Here is a 16,621-nt window from a genome sequence, read left to right as displayed (position 1 = left end):
TTGCAACAGGCTAATCCGCCATTGCTTGGGTCTGCCGCGCTTTTAGATTAATCTAAGACCCACCGTCAGCTATAGTTAAAAGATATTGTCCATAAGAACTCTTGGAGAGTGCATTCCCCTATGCAACCAATTGGTCTTTATTAATCCATCTCGCGTTATAGGCGATCTCCTCCGGGCAGGCGATATGGAATCCCTGCCTCTTTTCCAGTACGCGCACGGACTCTGAGGCTTCCGTAAAACTATCTGGCGTACCGGTGTCCAACCAAGTATAGCCGTGCCTCATCAGCTCGATATGCAGCTGACCCATTTCCAGGTAGGCGCGGTTCACGTCTGTAATCTCGAGTTCACCCCGAGCAGAGGGTTTCAGCTTGGCGGCAATGTCGACGACTTGATGGTCGTAGAAATACAGCCCGGTCACAGCCCACTTCGAGCGTGGCACCTTAGGCTTCTCTTCGATGGATACGGCACGACCGTTGTCGTCGAACTCGACCACGCCATACCGTTCGGGATCTGTCACATGGCAAGCGAACGCCGAAGCGCCTGAGGTGCGGCTGGAAGCCGAACGCAGCAAGTCCGTCAGGCCATGGCCGTAGTAAATGTTGTCGCCGAGGATGAGGGTTGACGGCCCTCCGGCAACGAAGTCCGCGCCAATGACATAGGCTTGGGCAAGCTCTTCCGGCTTTGGTTGCGCCGCATAGGATAAGCGGAGCCCCATTGCTCCCCAGTGCCAAGAAGTTGCTCGAAGCGCGGCAGGTCATCGGGGGTGGAAATGATAAGGATATCGCGTACCCTCGCCAACATGAGAGTGGTCAGCGGGTAGTAGATCATCGGCTTGTCATAAACCGGGAGGAGTTGCTTCGAGGTGACATAGGTCGTCGGATGCAGACGCGTGCCGCTCCCATCAGCGAGGATGATGCCTTTCACAATCTTGCCCCTTCATCAGCAGCCGCATCAACGGCTGCGCAAACTCCAGCTCTGAAAACAAGGCAGCCCCTGAATCGAACTCCCTGCTCTCTTGTTGTCATTGCGAGCGGAACGCGCTCCCTTCTACCGTATCGTGCGGAATAGTGGCTCCGATTTTCAGCGGCGAACGATCCGATGCGCTAGTCGAAATACGGGGAACGCTCTGCGAGTTTCGGCTGTTTTCGGTCCTTATCTGGCAGAGTTGCTTGGTCCAACGGCACCGGCCATTCGATCCCCAGGCCGGATCGTCGAACGCGAGTCCATGATCATGGGCCGCGGAATAGTAAGCTGAGACCTTGTAGTGCGTCTCGGTATTAGGCTCAAGAGTGCAGAATCCATGGGCAAAGCCAATTGGAACGAGGAGTTGTCGCCCATCTTCTGCCGAAAGCTCCAGCGCAACATGTTTGCCGTAAGTTGGAGATGAGCGACGGATATCGACGACAACATCCAGGATGCGGCCTCGTGTCACTCGAACGAGCTTGACCTGTGCGAAGGAACCACTCTGAAAATGCAGCCCCGGCACGGTACCCACGGAACAGACAGAGAGTGATTGTCCCGCACAAATTCCTCAGAAATGCCTGCCTCAACAAAGCGCTGCCGGGTATACGTCTCGCAGAATACTCCTCGATGATCACTGAAGCGTTTCGGTATCAGGATTTTCACGTCCGGAATGGCTATGGGCTGAACTTCTAGCATTCGAATCACAAATCCTATTGTCAGGAGGCACTCACAGGACAGAGATGCACACTGTTCTCCCGCTCAGGCAGCAGTCCCGAGTCGCTCGCCCTGATAAACTCCAGAGCGGATCCTCTCCCACCATGTCCGATTTGCCAGATACCACTGCACTGTCTTGCGCAGGCCGCTCTCGAATGTCTCGACAGGAGCCCAGCCAAGTTCTCGCTTTATCTTTGATGCATCGATTGCATAGCGCAGATCATGCCCGGGACGATCGGCCACATAGGTGATCAGACTTTCACGGGGACCGATCGCCGGATCGGGCGCGAGTTCGTCGACCAGCGTACAGATAGCCTTCACCACGTCGATGTTCCGGCGCTCGTTCCATCCGCCGATATTATAGCTCTCGCCGACCCTGCCCTCCTCGGCCGCCAGGATGAGCGCCGCGGCGTGATCGTCCACGTAGAGCCAGTCACGCACGTTCTCACCCTTGCCGTAGACCGGCAGCGGCTTGCCCTCGAGCGCGTTGAGGATCATCAGCGGGATCAGCTTCTCGGGGAAGTGATAGGGACCGTAATTGTTGGAACAGTTCGTCACGACGACAGGCAGGCCATAGGTATGGTGCCAGGCTCGGACGAAGTGGTCGGAGGCTGCCTTGGAGGCGGAATACGGCGAGGACGGCTGATACGGATAGCTCTCGTGGAAGAAGCCATCCTCCCCCAGCGAGCCGAAGACCTCGTCGGTCGAGATGTGATGGAAGCGGAAGGTGCCGCGGCGCCCGCCACCTGAAGCCTGCCAGTAGCGCAGGCTTTCCTGCAGCAGCACAAAGGTGCCGACCACGTTGGTCTGGAGGAACTCGGCCGGCCCGTCGATGGACCGATCCACGTGGCTTTCGGCCGCCAAGTGCATAATCACATCCGGCTGAAAGCGCTCGATTATCTCCCGCATGCGGGCCGCATCCGCAATATCGGCGCGCTCGAAGGCATAACGGGGCTTGCCAGAGACAGAGGCGAGAGAGTCGAGATTGCCAGCATAGGTCAGCTTGTCCACCACCACGACCTGATGGGGCGTTTTGCCAATCAGGCGGCGGACGACCGCCGAGCCGATAAACCCGGCTCCGCCAGTCACGAGGAAGCGCTTCGTCATCCTAGCATACCTTCCACCAGCTAGCCTCTGGTCCTCAGAGCCATACTTGAAGGCTGAAATTATAGATGAATGTAGAAGTCAAGAACTGAACCCGTCTATACCGAGCGCCACATTTCATTCAGTTCATATATAAATTCAATATTAATTCAATTTCCGAAATATTTGTGACAAAATTTCAAGAATCTATATTCATGCATTCTTGTTGAAAGCAAACATAAGTGCAATGTTGACGAAACAAGAGCAACCATTGACGCACTAGATCCCACAAAACTCAATCCCGCAGCTGAGTAGGACTAAAAGCCCCAAGCGGCATTCCAAATAAATATTATACGTTATAATAGAAATTACATTCGTGGCAGTGCCGCATTCTGCCGCTCTGGAAGCCTGCCTTGGAAAAGTCGGCCGCTGCGCTCAAATCGGCGGCCGCTCTGCTCACCCGGGATCTTCGAGCGGTCTGCTTCGTCAGTAAGTCCGGTCAGGCGCCAATCTGCTGTGCCGCGACCGAAAGCCCCCAATCGAGAAGGTTTTCCGCACGGGACTGGCTTGCAGCCTCGACGTAGACCCGCAACTCAGGTGCGTTCCCAGACGCACGAAAGTGAACGACCTCGCTGTTATTCGCAGTCACCCGCAGCCCATCACGCAGATCAAGGCCGGCGACTCCGCCTAGAGGAGCAAACAGATCGCTGCGGAAAGCGATGTCCTGCTGAAGCCGAGAGAGAAAGATCCCTGTTTTTTCGCTCGCGACATCCTTCAGGCGGTTACTCGCAGCAGCCTTGAAAGCGAAGTCAGCCACGATCCCGGCAAGCGATTGCGTCCGTGCCGCGACCTCGCTCAAGGTGCAAAGGATGGGCAACATGGCATCGCGGGTGGGAAGCGCGGCAAGGCGATGCGCTCCTCGATCAATTTCGGAGCCAAGCAAGACACCACCATTGGCCTCAAAGCCAACAATGACGCCTGCACCGTTGCGTTTAGTCTCAACCATCCCTTCAATCACGTAAGGCGATCCGACTCTCGTGCGGAGGACGTTCTTGAACGCTCCAGATTCTTCCAGGGCCGAATTGGAGGTTACAGGCGTCACGATTGTATCGGCATTGAGGTGACGCGCGGTAATCGCCCCAACGAGATCGCCGCGCAGGAACGTGCCTCTTCCGTCTGCGATAAGGGGGCGATCGGCATCGCCATCGGTCGAGACAATCGCATCAAGGACCAACTCGTCAGCCCATTGCTGCGCGAGAATTTCGTCTTCTGCCCGCAACGCTTCGGTATCGACAGGAATGAAGCTCGTTGCACGCCCAAGTGGAACGGCTCGCGCGCCAAGGGCTTCGATGACCTCGACGATGACATCACGCGCCACGGAGGAATGCTGATAGACGCCGACGGTGAGCCCCGACAGAGCCCCAGCCCCAAAGAAATCGAGGTAGCGTGCCTTATAGGCGGCGAGCGGGTCTCTGTCAGGCGCCGCGGCGTGCACGGCCTGGACGTCAGCGGGGAGTTCCCGGATGTTCAACCTGGCGTGATGCGCGAGAATGCGAACTTCGTCCTGTTTGTCGATCTCGCCTTCGGCTCGGTAGAACTTCAATCCATTGCGGTCTTCCGGAATATGGCTGCCTGTCACCATGACAGCGGGAACGCCGCGCTGCAAACCATGATAAGCCAATGCCGGCGTCGGAAGAGCGCCGCAATCGACAGGGATGAGACCGGCATCTCGCAATGCGGCGCAGCACAACCGCGCGATGCTGGAACTGCTGCTCCGCAGATCCTGTCCGACCAGAACCGCCCCTTTCGCCCTGGCTGCAGCGCCGTCCTCCTGGAGCATCGCAGCAAAAGCGCGCGTATACGCGTAAGCTGGGATCCCGTTCAGTTCCGTAACGAGTCCGCGTAACCCGCTGGTGCCGAATTTGAGGGAGCTCTCACCAGCTCCCGCAGCATTGTTTGTGTCGATCTTGCTCATCCGCTGATTATTGGGTTCCGGCGCCGTTGACGTCTAGGCAGGAACCGGGATCCTTCGGATTACCTCGGGGATGTTTCGAGGGCTCTTTTGGATGTCACGAAAGATAGCGTTGCCTTCCGTCTAACCTGTCGGTTGAGCATTTGCTCATTGGGGAAAGCACGAAATTTAGCAGGCTCCACGAGACGGACCCGCAGACGCAGAATGAATTCCTCAAGCCCGCAATCTGGGACCCTCGGGACGAGGTGCAGCTCCGGAACATAGATAACCGGTCAGGGAATGCTGAAACCTCTGTCTCCTGTCCGGCGAGTTTCACTCTAGCCCTGACAGGCACCCCGATTTGCTTGAAAACAAAAGGAATGGCTGGGGCGCCAGGATTCGAACCTGGGAATGGCGGTACCAAAAACCGCTGCCTTACCACTTGGCGACGCCCCAATGGTGGGCGTGTACATAATCGGCGAAGGGCTCCCTGGCAACCCGGTTTTGCGAGGAGTCAGTTTTGGAAAGATATCTGCCGAGAGACACAAATCTCCCCTTGCGGCCCTTAGCTGCCGCCGCTATAAGACCGGCCTTCCCGATGAAATATCGGTGTCGGAGTGTAGCGCAGTCTGGTAGCGCACCTCGTTCGGGACGAGGGGGTCGTAGGTTCGAATCCTATCACTCCGACCATTCTCTCTTCTAAGCCATAAGAGACGCCGCTGAGCCATGATGTGGCTCGGCCATTTTCGCGTCTGTGATGCCGCCCCTCCCCTCAATGGGTCGAGAAGCGGCCGTTCTCGTCGTAGGTCTCGTAGTGAAGGGTCTGGGCCGGAATGGCCTCCAGCTGGCGCGGGGACTTGGGCCAATCCTGAGAAGGTTCCTGGCCCTGAGGCATGTAGCGGGGACGGAAGCGCAGATCGACCAGAGAGCGCAGTTCGGGCGCAGCGAGATCGAGCACATTGGCATCGCGCCACCGGCGGTGCAGCTTGGGACGGCCCGTCATACGTCCCCAGAAGGTCTGCACCTCCTCCTCGACCTGCAAGACGATTCGGCCCGTGAAAGTCTTGCGGAGGTTAAAGCGTCCTGTCAGAGCCATTCAACTCTCCCGAAATGATCGTTTTCTGCAACGACTGCGCTCCAAAGCTAAGGTTACTGAACGCGAAGCGAGTAAACTCGGCCGCAACGCCCATAGGACCTTGCTCTTGCAGGACAAATGCAGGTTGAGCCTTCGGGTTCCGGCATGTTCGCCGGAACCAAGCGTCGCATTATCGGAAGGTGCTGTGCCGCACAGAGCTGCTCGAATTCAAAAGAATGCGATGAGAACCAAAGTCGTCTGTGCGGGAGAGAAACAATCAAAAGAAAATGGGAACGCTAGCGGAACTCTAGCGACTGCCAGAAGGGAACGCGCTTCTTCTCAGCGACGCGGACGGGGTGTAAGATCAATCGTAACGAGTTGACCGGTCAGAGGATCGAGGATGGTCATGGCAGCCTCCTGTGCTGTTGGCATAAGGGAAACGCCTGAACGCCGATAACGGTCAAAGTGTCCTGTGAACATGGTAAGCAATTCGTTACCGACGCGTGTGCTTTCGCACCTGGAAATGCCGAAGCGAGACCGCTAACCGATGTCCTCGCCACCGGCGCGAGTGATAACAGCGCCGCTATTCCAATCACCGGAGACATTTGATGAAGACTACTTCGCTAGAGTCCGTTTGGGCGCCGCGCCTTCTCAGCGTCCTGCGCATCGTCGCAGCCCTCATTTTCATGGCGCACGGCACTCAGAAGATTCTTGGCTTCCCGGCAGGCGCCTCGCCGGAGATGTTCAGCCTGTCGTGGATTGCAGGCGTGCTCGAACTGTTCGGGGGCGCTCTTCTCGTTCTTGGGCTTTTCGTCCGTCCTGTCGCATTCGTGCTCTCAGGCATGATGGCAGTCGCCTATTGGGTCGCCCATGCGCCGAAGAGCTTCTTCCCTGTGCTGAACGGCGGCGACGCAGCCATTCTCTATTGTTTCGTGTTCCTCTACTTCGTCGCAGCAGGCGGCGGTGCCTGGAGCCTGGACAACCTCCTGGGCAGGAGCCGCTGAGCCTCAGCACATTTTTTAAAAGGGAAAAGCGAGAGCTCGAAACAGCCTCTCGCTTTTTGCATCAGGTCTTGTCGCTGCCCGAGCCTGTCATGCGCCTCACGCGCTCATCCTCCAGTTCGACATGCAGCGTGTGATCATCCTCCTCCTCGTCGAGAGGATTGGGCATGAGATCCGTCGTGAGGCCCGTGGTGGTGGAGGCTGCGGCGCCGATCGGCGGAGCCGCTCCTTGTGAGCGCCAATCCCGCTCCTGCTGTCCGGGCTCGACGCGCCCTTCGTCGTCAAGGATATCCACCACGCGGTCTATCTCGGCTTCGTCCACGCGGACGGTCACGAGCGTCCCTCCCTGTCGGACGCCATCCACATAGGCCTTGGCTTCTTCTTCGCTGAGACCTGCATCGGCCAGCGCTCCGACGAGGCCGCCGAGAGCGGCCCCCGCTCCGACGCCGACCAAGGTCGAAACCAGCCAGCCCGCTGCGATCACCGGTCCGAGACCCGGAACCGCGACCGTACCGAGACCGGCCAGGAGTCCGGCGCCGCCTCCGGCAATCGAGCCTGCCGCAGCCCCCGCGCCGACGAATTCATGCGATGTTTCCTCCTCGTCGAAGGAGTGCGCCGCATGATGCGACACGGTGTTGTCAGCGTTGTTGGAGACCAGGCTGATCTCGAAATCCGGGATGTGAGCGGCCTCCAGCCGCTGCACGGCCTTGGCCGCCTCGTCATAGGTGTTGAAGAAGGCCGTGATTCTGCGCTCAGCCATGGGTCGCCTCCACAATTCTCATCTGAACTCGGGAGGCTAATGAGCGGTCTCGGGCACAGTTCCAGCCTATCTTGCATCACGGCCAAGTTTTGTTGCGGAGCTGCGCTCCCATGCCGCCTTCCTGTTCTGACGGAATATTGCTACAGTCCGACAAAAGAATGCCGCACACGGCGATTTGGGGGCTCCCACCATGCGACATATCCATCTTGATGACGGCCTGCGGTTGCGGTTTCCCGGCCGTAGCGAAGATTTCGACCAGGGAGTCGAGATCGGCATGCTCGCGGTTCTCATGGATCAGGAAATCCCTGAGTTCTCGCGCTGGATTTCCCGTTCCAATCTGAGCCAGGTGGAAGCCATTGCCAAGCAAATGGGCTACCGGATCATTGAGGCCGGTGGCGATGAGGATTGGGTCGACATCACCTTCCGCCATGGCAGCATCAAGGCCAAGCCCAATCTCCGGCTCGTCCATTCAGTGGGCTAGAGCATCGTGCGGACCCAGCGGGCCACGTCAGTGACCCGAAGGGCCGCGTCAGCGAAAAGTGAATCCGGTTTTCCGCAGTCAACGATGCGCCGCTTGAAAAGGGAGCATCGGACGGGAAAAGTGCAAGTCCAGTTTTCCCGTCCGATGCGCTCGCTATCACACCATTCTCAAACGAAGAAGCCGCCCGAGGGCGGCTTCTTTTTGTCTCTCTGCAGGGAGGCTTTTAGCGAGCGTCCTCGCCACGACGGGTCACTGCCCAGGCTGCCTGCATCAGGGCCACGGCCAGAGCGGTCTTCACCAGAGTGGCGGCGATGAACGGAGCAGCGCCCACGGTCCAGGCCTTGGCGAAGGGCATCACCAGCGAGAGCTGGGCAAGACCGAACGCGAAGACCAGCGCATGGCCGAGGCTCATCATCACGATGACGCGCAGGAGCGAGCGATCCCAGCCACGCTCAGCCATGAATCCCATGACGATGGCTGCGGCCAGGAAGCCGAAAAGGAAGCCGCCGGTCGGGCCCATCATGTAGCCGATTCCGGCCGTCGGGCCGGCGAAGACGGGCAAGCCCATCGCGCCCTGGAGAAGGTAAAGGCCGACGGTTGCGCCGCCCAGACGCCAGCCATAGGACGCGCCGATGATGAGCACGACCAGGGTCTGCAGGGTCATGGGAACGTAAGGCAGCGGCACCTGAACCTTGGCGGACAGGGTGAGAAGCGCCGTACCCACAGCCATCAGGACGATGGCGCGCAGCGCGGCAAAACGGGCATCGTCCCGGGACGGCCAGATGAGGCCGACGAGGGTCGACGGAGAAGACAGCGAGGTAGCGCCAGTCGACATGAAATTAATCTCCAGAACATTCCGCCATTCGCAGGCGGCTCAAGACGCCTTATAGGTGGGTCCGGCCGGCGTCTCAAGCAGCCGAACGGCTAAGATGCCCGGAACAGTAGAGATTTCCAAGGATCCCTTATGGCAGACGACCTCACTTTCGATGTTCGCCCCCCGGCCCAATCGGGCGAATGCCTGCAGGTGAGCCCCCTCGTCCGCCGAATCGTCGCCAACAATCCCGGGCCCATCACCTTCACCGGCACCTGCAGTTACATCGTAGGTTCCGGCAAGGTCGCCATTATCGATCCGGGCCCCGACAATCCTGGCCACATCGAGTCTCTGCTCGACGCCTTGCGCGGGGAGACGGTGACCCACATTCTCGTCACGCACACCCATCGCGACCATTCCCCTGCCGCTCGCGCCATTCAGGCCGCGACGGGCGCGGTCATCGTCGGCTGCAGCCCGCACCGGAGCGCTCGCCCTCTGTTCCTCGGCGAGGTGAACTCCCTCGAGGCCAGTTCCGACAAGGACTATGCCCCCGACCGTGAGCTTGCCGAAGGCGATGTGGTGCAAGGCCCCGGCTGGACCCTGGAAGCCTTAGGCACGCCTGGGCACATGGCCAATCACCTCGCCTTCGCTCTGCCCGAAGAAAAGGCTCTGTTCTCCGGCGACCATGTGATGGCCTGGTCCACGACCGTCGTCGCGCCACCGGACGGTTCCATGAGCGAATTCATGGCCTCCCTCGACAAGCTCAAGGGCCGTGGGGAAACGGTCTACTGGCCCGGTCATGGCGGCCCGGTACAGGATCCCCAGCGCTTCGTGCGCGCGCTGATCCACCACCGGCGCCTGCGGGAAGCCTCGATTCTCAACCGATTGAATGCAGGCGACCGGACGATCCCCGAGATCGTCGCCGCGATCTATCAGAGCCTGAACCCTGCCCTCGTGAACGCCGCAGGCCTTTCGGTCTTTGCGCATCTGGAAGATCTGGTCGCCAAGGAGCAGGTGGCGACGGACGGCGTCCCGAGCCTTGATGGCGAGTATCGTCCCGCTTAGAGCCTCGGACCCAAAAGTGGATTGCACTTTTGGGACTCATCCGATGCTCTCTTCTATAGAGGGTGCATCGTGTGACGCCGAAAACCCCGGGCCCACCTTTTGCTGACGCTGTTACTTCACCGCCAGCGCGAGATTTGAGGCCTCTTCAAGGAAGGCGCGGATGCGCTTGGCATTCGTGCCGAGATCGTGATGGCCGATGCGGGACGCGGAGCGGATGTCGATGCGCGTACCGTCGGCGCGAGGCCGGATGCGGATTGTAATATCATCGGGCAGCTTCAACAGGAGCGTCCGATCCACCGCCTCCAATCTTCCGCTGCCTGTCCGTCCGCCGGGCGGCACGGCCTCGATGATCTGCCACCCGAGATTTTCAGCAGCCTTGCGCACCAGAGGGAACGCATCCTCGGGCGGGATGTCGAGGGTGAGCGGCGCGATCTGCACATAGGCCTCGCGCTGCAATTCGCGTTCCTGAGGCGGAACGTCGGGCGGCACGCGCCCACGGCGAGCCTCGAGTGCGGCACGGGAACGCGAGAAGGCAGGCGGCTCCTCGGTATCGGTGCTGACATCGTTGATGGCCGGCAGCGTCACGGCCCTGAGCCCCATAAAGGCCGGATAGCCGAGGACGAGAGCAGCCAGCACCAGCCCCTTGACCGCGCTCCCCAGGCCACGACGGCCCTCCTGCCAGATGCGGATGAACGCAACCAGGGAGAGCCCTACCGCGATCACGGCAATCGCAAGGCCAAGACCAAGAGCAACGAAACCGGCCTGATAATCGATGCGGCCGAAGCGGATCATCAGCGTGGAGAGAACCGTCACGACGAGCGCGAACCAAGCCAGCATGGGCGACCATTTGGCCGGCCGGGAATACGGTTCTTCGATGATGAGACGACGCATCAGGAGGTCTTACAAATCTGTTTGAGCGCGCGCCACTCCCCTTGCGTCAGGAGTGGCTCGCCAATCTGGGAGGGCACCTGTTTTTCCAAAGCTTTCAAGCGTTGATCGGTGATCGGGTGGGTCAACAGAAAAGCAGGAATGCCCCTTTCGTTCCCCTCTTTCTCTTCCTCCTTGTCATCTTCGTTCGCTTCGATGCGTTTGAGCAACAGCGCCATGGGATGTGCGGGCCTCCCCAAGGAGACCATGGTCTTTCCAGCGAAATCGTCCGCAGCAGCCTCCGCCTCGCGGGAATAAGCGCTGTCGATGAGATAGCGGCTGGCGAAGACGATAGCACCGCCGCCTGTTACGTCGCCGAAGAGGAGGCCGAAGAGATAGGACGTGCCGGAGGACTGGATGAGCTTGCGAAGACCGTCCCTGTTGACCACGTGCCCAATCTCGTGCGCCAGCACTCCGGCGACCTCGTCGATGGATTCGGACTTTTCCAGCAGCGCCTTGAAAATGTAGATCCGCCCTCCGGGAAGGGCGATGGCGTTGGGGATGCCGGAATCCAGTACTGCCACATCGAGAGGAGTCTCAAGCCCCCTCGCCTTGCTCAGGCGGTTCGTGAGAGTGCGCAGAGCAGCAGCACCCTCGGGCGCTTCGCAGACCTTGCCGCGGAAGACGACGCGCAGCTGATTGTCGACGCCTTTGCCGATACGCTGCTCGTAGGAAACGGGAATGAATGGCGTGAGCTTTTCCGCCAGAAGCGGGATGAGGAACAGCACGCACAGAACGATGGAGATGGATGCTGCGGCGGACCAGAAGACGATCCGCGCCGTGCGCTCTCGCCGGTCGCGGTTGCCGAGACGATGGCAATGCAGCCGGACGGCTGCCTGATCGGTGGGATCCGTCACGTCGAGCCGCGCCAGATCCGGCCCATTCTCGCGCGTCAACCGCAAGACGCCATCAGGCGCATCCTTCTGCCGGACTTCCGCAACAGGCCAGGAGGCGATCCACTCGCCTCCCTCGTGAATGTCGAGACTGGATGCGGTGACTTCCAGAGTGACGGCTCTGCGCCGGGCGCTCACTCCGTCATAGAACACTGCATCCATCATGACTTTCCCTAGATACTGACGTTGAAGTCGAGTGCGTCCGCAAGACCTTCGCCTACTACGCCTGAAGCCTTGCCGGCGGCGACAGCGCTATTCAGTGCATGCAGGTTCGAGACTGTGGTTGTGGTGACGATGGCAGCCCACAAGCCACGGCCGAAGAAATAGCGCTGAATCACGCCGAAGCCGAGAAGGAAAATCAGATAGGCGACGGCGCCGAGAATGCCGATGACGATTGCCCCGCCGCTCCATGCGCCAGCCTGCATGTCAGCAAGCGCATCCAGGAAGAACATGCCGATGATGAAGGCTCCGATGCCAAAGACGAGCGAGAAGGCGATCGCATAGCCGATTGAGGAGCAGAAGACCTTGAAGAACAGGCCATAGAACGTGCCGGTCCGAAGCTTGCTCGACACCATAACGTCTCCGAAGCGCAAGCCGTTGATCTGCCAGCGGGTGAAGATGGCCATCGCGAGCGGAGAGAGCGCGAGGAGCACCAAAAGCAGCAGCGCAATAACAAGCTGCATTGCCGTTTCAGGATCTTCAGCGGCGTGGGGTAGTGCTGCGATGATGAAGACGGAACCGATAATCATGGCGATGCCTGAAGCCCAAATCCACCAGCCGCGCTTGAACAGGCTCCAGCCCGTGCCGGAGAAATCGCCCTGCACGTTGCCGAAATAGGTGTGGCGCATGCGGTAGCGCTCAAGGGAAGCCGCTGCCCAAGGAAGAGCAAGGCCGAGCGTGAGCAGATTGGCAAAGTCCCACAGGACGGCGCGGAAGGCATAAGCCCAGCCCGAGCCCTTCATCCAGAACCGCACGCCGCGGAAGATTGTGCGGCTCGCGCGATAACGGCGCGCGCGATAGCTGCCGAAATGCGCGAGCACGTAGAGGATGAGGAAGAGCGGAATGCTCGCGAAAGCCGCCTGCTCTTCGAGCACGAAGGAGGCTATGAAAACCGCGATGTAGAGCGGAGCCAGGATGGCGAGAGCGATCAGGAAGCCGATCAGCAGCTCCTTCGCCGTGCCGGTATACTCGAAGGATTCACCCTCGATCTGCGTGTTGGCCCAGAGGTGGCGGCGCAGCTTCGTGATGAGCCAGAAGCGGTAAAAGCCGAAGGTCGGGATCTGGTAGAGGCTGCCCGCCACCAGCATCTTCAGGAACTCGCCTCGGCCTCCGGAGAACGACATCGAGGAAGCGGGCGGCGGGGTCAGTGGAACATTCGAAGAGACAGAGACAGTCATGATCCTAACCTATCAAGGAAGATAGTCACAACTAGCATATAATTGATATTTTAGAACATTACTCCTTAAGGAGTACTGCTTTTATTCACGGTTATTGCAACGGCAGGCCGTCGCTGCGGCCGAGAAGTCTCTGGACAGGGATGACGGAAGAAATCGTTTCGCTATAAACTGTCTGCCCCATCAGGAGCCATCATCTTTGACGTCCCCTTCTCCCGCCCCTGCTGATCTTGGCGCCGATCCGCTGCGTATCTGGTTTCGCGTCATCCGTCTTCACCGCCGCGCGGTCAACACCGTCGCCAGCGAGCTGAAGGCGCTCGGTCTGTCCATCCCGCAATTCGATCTTCTGTCCACGCTGACGGAACGCGAAGGATTGAGCCAGCAGGAACTGGCGGAGCGGCTCTATGTGACCAAAGGCAACGTCTCCGGCCTTCTCGACCGGATGGTGGAAGCAGATCTCGTCGAGCGCCGTTCCATTCCCGGCGACCGGCGCTCCAATGCGCTGTATCTCACGAAGAAGGGACGCGAGCTTGCGGAGAAAGGCATCGCCGCGCAGCGCGCCTACGTGCAGCGTACGCTGGGCTCGCTCCCTGAACAGGATCTCGTCGATCTCGAGCGCATCGTGCTCGCCTGGCGCGAGCGCGCCCGCGCCGAGGAGGACGCAACGCTCGCAAACCTTCAGCGATAAGAACCCATGTTCGATGCGGTGGCATTCGCAGGCGGCGGTAATCGCTGCTATTGGCAGGGCGGCTTCTGGGAGGCGGCCGCTCCCCTGCTCGGCCTCAAGCCATCCACGGTCGTCGGCGTGAGCGCGGGCGCGTGGTCCGCCTGCTACAGCCTTCTGGGGCTCGGCCGGAAGGTCAACGAGATGGTGGCGGAAGGCTGCAGTCAGGGTCGCCGCAATTTCGAATGGAAGGCGTGGCGCAGCGAAGGCTCGCCGTGGCCCGTTTCCCTCATGTATCGCAGCCTGATTGAAGCGATCATCGACGAGGCGTCGCTGGCGCGCCTCAAGCAAGGCCCGGAGATCCTGATCGGCCTTGCGCGCAAGCCCCGCCTCCTGCCTCTGGCCTTGGCCGTTCCGCTCGGCATCGCGACCTATCAGATCGAGAAGAAATGGCGCTCTCCCGTGCATCCGCGCGGTGGGCGTGTCCTCGGCTTCAGCCCCGAATTCGTCCGTGTGCAGGATCTGGAAACGACTGCCGATCTATCGGCCGTACTCATGGCCAGCGCCAGCGTACCGCCCTTCATGCCCGTGGGTCGCATCGGCGGCATGGCGGCACTCGACGGCGGCCTCGTGGACAATGTGCCGACAGAGCCGCTGCTGCCGGTTGAGGCGCAGGGCGGCAAGACGCTCGTCATTCTCTCCCGCCTCTACCGTGCCTTTCCCCACGTGAAGGGGCGCACCTATATCCAGCCGTCGAAGCCCGTGCCTATCGGACAGTTCGACATCACCAATCCTGAAGGCATTCGCAAGGCCTTCGAGATGGGGCTGAAGGACGGCGAGGAATTCGCAAAACGTGCGAGCACGCACATTTTATGACAGAGCTTGGCCTTACGTAACGTCTCCACCGACATCAATCATCAAGGGGGACTGATCATGGCACCACGCCAAGGTATTGCGGCGTTAATCCTGGATTAAGCCTGATCAGACCATTCCTTGGACAACCAGCACATGATCGAAAGCGTGCCTCAATGAGGTCACGGCACTTCCGATCATGAAAGGCAGGCGTGAACAGCCAGCCATCACAGGAGGAAATCCCATGACCCTGCATGCTCCGAACCACGATCTCCGACCAAGCTCCAAAGAGGCTCAGGCCATCCCGGCCTTCAAACCCGTCGCCCTCCCGGCCCTGGCCGCCGCGATGCGCTCCGCAAAACACCGGCCGGCGAAAGCCAAGAAGCCTGAGCTTCCCGCCATCCTGCGCAAGGAAGCGCTGCTCGGCCGATAAAGTCCGACGTCGAAAACAAAAAAGCGCCCCTCAGGGCGCTTTTCTTTTGGCGAGTATGTCCTTGCACCACACAAAGGCGGCGAAGAACAATCGGACAAGCGCGGGCGTGATGAGGGGATAGAGTCGACCATGAAGACGGCAATCGTATTCGACTGCGAGTTTCTTTGCGTCCAGGGCTCGCAAAGCAGGTTCTGGTGCGCGGCTCACGACCCCGATCCGGTCATCGCGCAAATTGGTGCCGTGAAGCTCGGACTGGAGAGGGATTTCCCGCTCTTGGATACGTACAGAGCCTACGTTCAGCCGATCGACCGATTTGGCAACAGGTATCCCATCGACCCGTTCTTCACCAAACTGACCGGCATCACCGAAGAAAACATACAGGCTGAAGGGCTGCCATTGCAGCAAGCCCTTGCTGGCTTTGACCGCTTCTCAGACGGCGCACGGGCTTGGTCGTGGGGCAAGGATGAGCTGAACATGGTCGCCATCAGCTGCTATGTCGCGGGCGTTGAGCCCTCGATTCCTGCCCATCGTTTCGACAACGCCGTCAAGCTCTTCATCGCGGCGGGGATGCCGACCGAGGATATCGCGAAGACACCGAGCAACAAGCTCGCGGATTATTATGGCGTCGAGCACCCTCCATTGCAGGGGCATGATGCGCTCGACGACGCCCTTTCCATGGCATACGCGCTGCAACATCTCTTGAGGACAGAGACGTTGCAGCCAGACGTCTTCGACCGCATCTAGCCTGTCGGCCAACCGGACACAGGTGAGATGCAGGAGGTATGACATCGTCCTTCATTTTACCGGACGATGACTTTCGTATTCAGCGCCACGCGATTGTAGAGATCGATCACGTCGATGTTGCGCATCCGGATGCAACCCGAGGAAACCGCCAGACCGATCTTCTCCGGCTCATTGGTGCCGTGGATGCGGTAGAGCGTGTCGTGGTTGCCCTCATAGAGGTAGAGCGCACGCGCACCGAGCGGATTGCCGGGGCCGCCCTTCGTGTACTGTACATGCGGCCAGCGGGCCTTCATCTCGGCGGGCGGGTTCCAATCCGGCCATTCCGCCTTGCGGGCTATGCGCGACGTGCCGGTCCAGCCATAGGCCTCGTCGCCGACGGCCACGCCGTAACGGATCGCCTTCTTGTTATCCATCACGTAGTAGAGGAAGCGCTGCTTGGTATCGACCACGATGGTACCGGGCGCCTCGCCTGTCGGGTCCTCAATCTGGTAGCGGCCATAGCGCGGCTCTTCCTGCGCGGTGGGAACCTGCGCCAGCCATTCCGTATCGCGGGCGGAGACCTGAGGCTCCGGGACACCCTTGTAGGTGCAGCCGGCCAGGGCTGCCATGGTTGCCACAAGGAAGAAGAGGCTCGAGAGGCGCATCGGAACAAAGCTCTGCTTTGCTGTCGCGGAGACAGCATGGGTGAAGGGTAACGCTATTAAGCTTGGGTTGAGTGACCCTAGGTCAATGAGCGAATCACCCGAACAATGCCATGGTTGAATTGCAAGATGTGTTGCATCGCAACAACATGGACAATCGCTTGCACCG

The 16,621-nt window shown here is 59.8% G+C and carries 16 protein-coding genes, 2 tRNA genes and 2 pseudogenes; 8 read left to right on the top strand and 12 right to left on the bottom strand.

The genetic code is table 11. The features are described 5' to 3' along the window. Positions 1 to 118: 118 nt before the first annotated feature. From rfbA to ACUXUR_RS07110, 5 genes and pseudogenes are all read right to left on the bottom strand, one after another. Positions 119 to 924: pseudogene (gene rfbA / locus ACUXUR_RS07130) on the bottom strand (glucose-1-phosphate thymidylyltransferase RfbA). 179 nt (positions 925 to 1,103) lie between these two features. Continuing rightward, positions 1,104 to 1,659, bottom strand: a pseudogene (rfbC, locus tag ACUXUR_RS07125) (dTDP-4-dehydrorhamnose 3,5-epimerase). Positions 1,660 to 1,722: 63 nt separating this feature from the next. After that, a complete protein-coding gene (gene rfbB, locus ACUXUR_RS07120; RefSeq protein WP_445501641.1) occupies positions 1,723 to 2,784 on the bottom strand; it encodes a dTDP-glucose 4,6-dehydratase in 1,062 nt (353 codons plus the stop codon). 475 nt (positions 2,785 to 3,259) lie between these two features. Continuing rightward, the gene (locus ACUXUR_RS07115; protein WP_445501640.1) at positions 3,260 to 4,735 is read right to left on the bottom strand and encodes a phosphomannomutase; all 1,476 of its coding nucleotides are present in this window, start codon (positions 4,733 to 4,735) and stop codon (positions 3,260 to 3,262) included. A gap of 357 nt (positions 4,736 to 5,092) precedes the next feature. Further along, positions 5,093 to 5,167: transfer RNA gene (locus tag ACUXUR_RS07110), tRNA-Gln, on the bottom strand. A 157-nt stretch (positions 5,168 to 5,324) separates the two neighbouring features. Between ACUXUR_RS07110 and ACUXUR_RS07105 the strand changes: the two genes are divergently transcribed. Beyond that, positions 5,325 to 5,401 (top strand) — tRNA-Pro (locus tag ACUXUR_RS07105). 82 nt (positions 5,402 to 5,483) lie between these two features. On the opposite strand, the gene ACUXUR_RS07100 is transcribed toward ACUXUR_RS07105, so the two are convergent. Continuing rightward, positions 5,484 to 5,807: a hypothetical protein gene (locus ACUXUR_RS07100; RefSeq protein WP_445501639.1), complete on the bottom strand. Its 324-nt coding sequence runs from the start codon at positions 5,805 to 5,807 to the stop codon at positions 5,484 to 5,486. Positions 5,808 to 6,394: 587 nt separating this feature from the next. On the opposite strand from ACUXUR_RS07100, the gene ACUXUR_RS07095 reads away from it, so the two are divergent. Further along, positions 6,395 to 6,790, top strand: a complete 396-nt coding sequence (locus tag ACUXUR_RS07095; protein WP_445501638.1) for a DoxX family protein — start codon at positions 6,395 to 6,397, stop codon at positions 6,788 to 6,790. A 61-nt stretch (positions 6,791 to 6,851) separates the two neighbouring features. Here the strand turns inward: ACUXUR_RS07095 and ACUXUR_RS07090 are convergent, their stop codons facing one another. Continuing rightward, positions 6,852 to 7,547 (bottom strand): hypothetical protein, encoded by a 696-nt coding sequence (locus ACUXUR_RS07090; RefSeq protein WP_445501637.1) that lies wholly within the window; start codon positions 7,545 to 7,547, stop codon positions 6,852 to 6,854. 190 nt (positions 7,548 to 7,737) lie between these two features. On the opposite strand from ACUXUR_RS07090, the gene ACUXUR_RS07085 reads away from it, so the two are divergent. Beyond that, positions 7,738 to 8,028 carry a hypothetical protein gene (locus ACUXUR_RS07085; protein WP_445501636.1) on the top strand — a complete coding sequence of 97 codons (291 nt, stop codon included), beginning with the start codon at positions 7,738 to 7,740 and terminating at the stop codon, positions 8,026 to 8,028. 223 nt (positions 8,029 to 8,251) lie between these two features. On the opposite strand, the gene ACUXUR_RS07080 is transcribed toward ACUXUR_RS07085, so the two are convergent. After that, complete coding sequence (locus ACUXUR_RS07080) at positions 8,252 to 8,863, bottom strand: biotin transporter BioY (protein ID WP_445501635.1); 612 nt, start codon at positions 8,861 to 8,863, stop codon at positions 8,252 to 8,254. A 129-nt stretch (positions 8,864 to 8,992) separates the two neighbouring features. Here ACUXUR_RS07080 and ACUXUR_RS07075 point away from each other — a divergent pair, with 129 nt between their 5' ends. Then, positions 8,993 to 9,904: an MBL fold metallo-hydrolase gene (locus ACUXUR_RS07075; protein WP_445501634.1), complete on the top strand. Its 912-nt coding sequence runs from the start codon at positions 8,993 to 8,995 to the stop codon at positions 9,902 to 9,904. Positions 9,905 to 10,015: 111 nt separating this feature from the next. Here ACUXUR_RS07075 and ACUXUR_RS07070 read toward each other — a convergent pair whose 3' ends face one another. The 3 genes from ACUXUR_RS07070 to ACUXUR_RS07060 are packed head-to-tail and all read right to left on the bottom strand — an operon-like array spanning position 10,016 to position 13,121. Next, positions 10,016 to 10,795, bottom strand: coding sequence for a DUF1499 domain-containing protein (locus ACUXUR_RS07070; protein ID WP_445501633.1), 780 nt, complete (start codon positions 10,793 to 10,795; stop codon positions 10,016 to 10,018). Further along, on the bottom strand, positions 10,795 to 11,889 hold the full coding sequence (locus tag ACUXUR_RS07065; protein WP_445501632.1) for a M48 family metallopeptidase: 1,095 nt from the start codon (positions 11,887 to 11,889) through the stop codon (positions 10,795 to 10,797). Before ACUXUR_RS07065 ends, ACUXUR_RS07070 begins: the two co-directional genes overlap by 1 nt. Positions 11,890 to 11,897: 8 nt before the next feature. Beyond that, positions 11,898 to 13,121, bottom strand: coding sequence for a DUF898 family protein (locus tag ACUXUR_RS07060; protein WP_445501631.1), 1,224 nt, complete (start codon positions 13,119 to 13,121; stop codon positions 11,898 to 11,900). Between the two features lie 196 nt (positions 13,122 to 13,317). Between ACUXUR_RS07060 and ACUXUR_RS07055 the strand changes: the two genes are divergently transcribed. The 4 genes from ACUXUR_RS07055 (at position 13,318) to ACUXUR_RS07040 (ending at position 15,811) form a co-directional block, all read left to right on the top strand. Next, positions 13,318 to 13,806: a MarR family winged helix-turn-helix transcriptional regulator gene (locus ACUXUR_RS07055; RefSeq protein ID WP_445501630.1), complete on the top strand. Its 489-nt coding sequence runs from the start codon at positions 13,318 to 13,320 to the stop codon at positions 13,804 to 13,806. Positions 13,807 to 13,812: 6 nt separating this feature from the next. After that, positions 13,813 to 14,658, top strand: a complete 846-nt coding sequence (locus ACUXUR_RS07050; RefSeq protein WP_445501629.1) for a patatin-like phospholipase family protein — start codon at positions 13,813 to 13,815, stop codon at positions 14,656 to 14,658. 220 nt (positions 14,659 to 14,878) lie between these two features. Continuing rightward, positions 14,879 to 15,067 carry a hypothetical protein gene (locus ACUXUR_RS07045; RefSeq protein WP_445501628.1) on the top strand — a complete coding sequence of 63 codons (189 nt, stop codon included), beginning with the start codon at positions 14,879 to 14,881 and terminating at the stop codon, positions 15,065 to 15,067. A gap of 129 nt (positions 15,068 to 15,196) precedes the next feature. After that, on the top strand, positions 15,197 to 15,811 hold the full coding sequence (locus ACUXUR_RS07040) for a 3'-5' exonuclease (RefSeq protein ID WP_445501627.1): 615 nt from the start codon (positions 15,197 to 15,199) through the stop codon (positions 15,809 to 15,811). Positions 15,812 to 15,867: 56 nt separating this feature from the next. Here the strand turns inward: ACUXUR_RS07040 and ACUXUR_RS07035 are convergent, their stop codons facing one another. After that, complete coding sequence (locus ACUXUR_RS07035) at positions 15,868 to 16,455, bottom strand: L,D-transpeptidase (protein ID WP_445501626.1); 588 nt, start codon at positions 16,453 to 16,455, stop codon at positions 15,868 to 15,870. Positions 16,456 to 16,621: the final 166 nt, after the last annotated feature.

The organism is Microvirga medicaginis (genome assembly GCF_052658925.1).
Note: the sequence above shows the minus strand (reverse complement) of the source record. Positions and strands in the feature narration are given on the sequence as shown.

What these genes read in the sequence shown, in the direction of transcription:
- ACUXUR_RS07115 (WP_445501640.1), bottom strand. Translation starts at nt 4,735, where the DNA reads ATGAGCAAGATCGACACAAACAATGCTGCGGGAGCTGGTGAGAGCTCC.
- ACUXUR_RS07075 (WP_445501634.1), top strand. Translation starts at nt 8,993, where the DNA reads ATGGCAGACGACCTCACTTTCGATGTTCGCCCCCCGGCCCAATCGGGC.
- ACUXUR_RS07090 (WP_445501637.1), bottom strand. Translation starts at nt 7,547, where the DNA reads ATGGCTGAGCGCAGAATCACGGCCTTCTTCAACACCTATGACGAGGCG.
- ACUXUR_RS07065 (WP_445501632.1), bottom strand. Translation starts at nt 11,889, where the DNA reads ATGATGGATGCAGTGTTCTATGACGGAGTGAGCGCCCGGCGCAGAGCC.
- ACUXUR_RS07100 (WP_445501639.1), bottom strand. Translation starts at nt 5,807, where the DNA reads ATGGCTCTGACAGGACGCTTTAACCTCCGCAAGACTTTCACGGGCCGA.
- ACUXUR_RS07040 (WP_445501627.1), top strand. Translation starts at nt 15,197, where the DNA reads ATGAAGACGGCAATCGTATTCGACTGCGAGTTTCTTTGCGTCCAGGGC.
- ACUXUR_RS07050 (WP_445501629.1), top strand. Translation starts at nt 13,813, where the DNA reads ATGTTCGATGCGGTGGCATTCGCAGGCGGCGGTAATCGCTGCTATTGG.
- rfbB (WP_445501641.1), bottom strand. Translation starts at nt 2,784, where the DNA reads ATGACGAAGCGCTTCCTCGTGACTGGCGGAGCCGGGTTTATCGGCTCG.
- ACUXUR_RS07035 (WP_445501626.1), bottom strand. Translation starts at nt 16,455, where the DNA reads ATGCGCCTCTCGAGCCTCTTCTTCCTTGTGGCAACCATGGCAGCCCTG.
- ACUXUR_RS07085 (WP_445501636.1), top strand. Translation starts at nt 7,738, where the DNA reads ATGCGACATATCCATCTTGATGACGGCCTGCGGTTGCGGTTTCCCGGC.
- ACUXUR_RS07095 (WP_445501638.1), top strand. Translation starts at nt 6,395, where the DNA reads ATGAAGACTACTTCGCTAGAGTCCGTTTGGGCGCCGCGCCTTCTCAGC.
- ACUXUR_RS07060 (WP_445501631.1), bottom strand. Translation starts at nt 13,121, where the DNA reads ATGACTGTCTCTGTCTCTTCGAATGTTCCACTGACCCCGCCGCCCGCT.
- ACUXUR_RS07080 (WP_445501635.1), bottom strand. Translation starts at nt 8,863, where the DNA reads ATGTCGACTGGCGCTACCTCGCTGTCTTCTCCGTCGACCCTCGTCGGC.
- ACUXUR_RS07070 (WP_445501633.1), bottom strand. Translation starts at nt 10,795, where the DNA reads ATGCGTCGTCTCATCATCGAAGAACCGTATTCCCGGCCGGCCAAATGG.
- ACUXUR_RS07045 (WP_445501628.1), top strand. Translation starts at nt 14,879, where the DNA reads ATGACCCTGCATGCTCCGAACCACGATCTCCGACCAAGCTCCAAAGAG.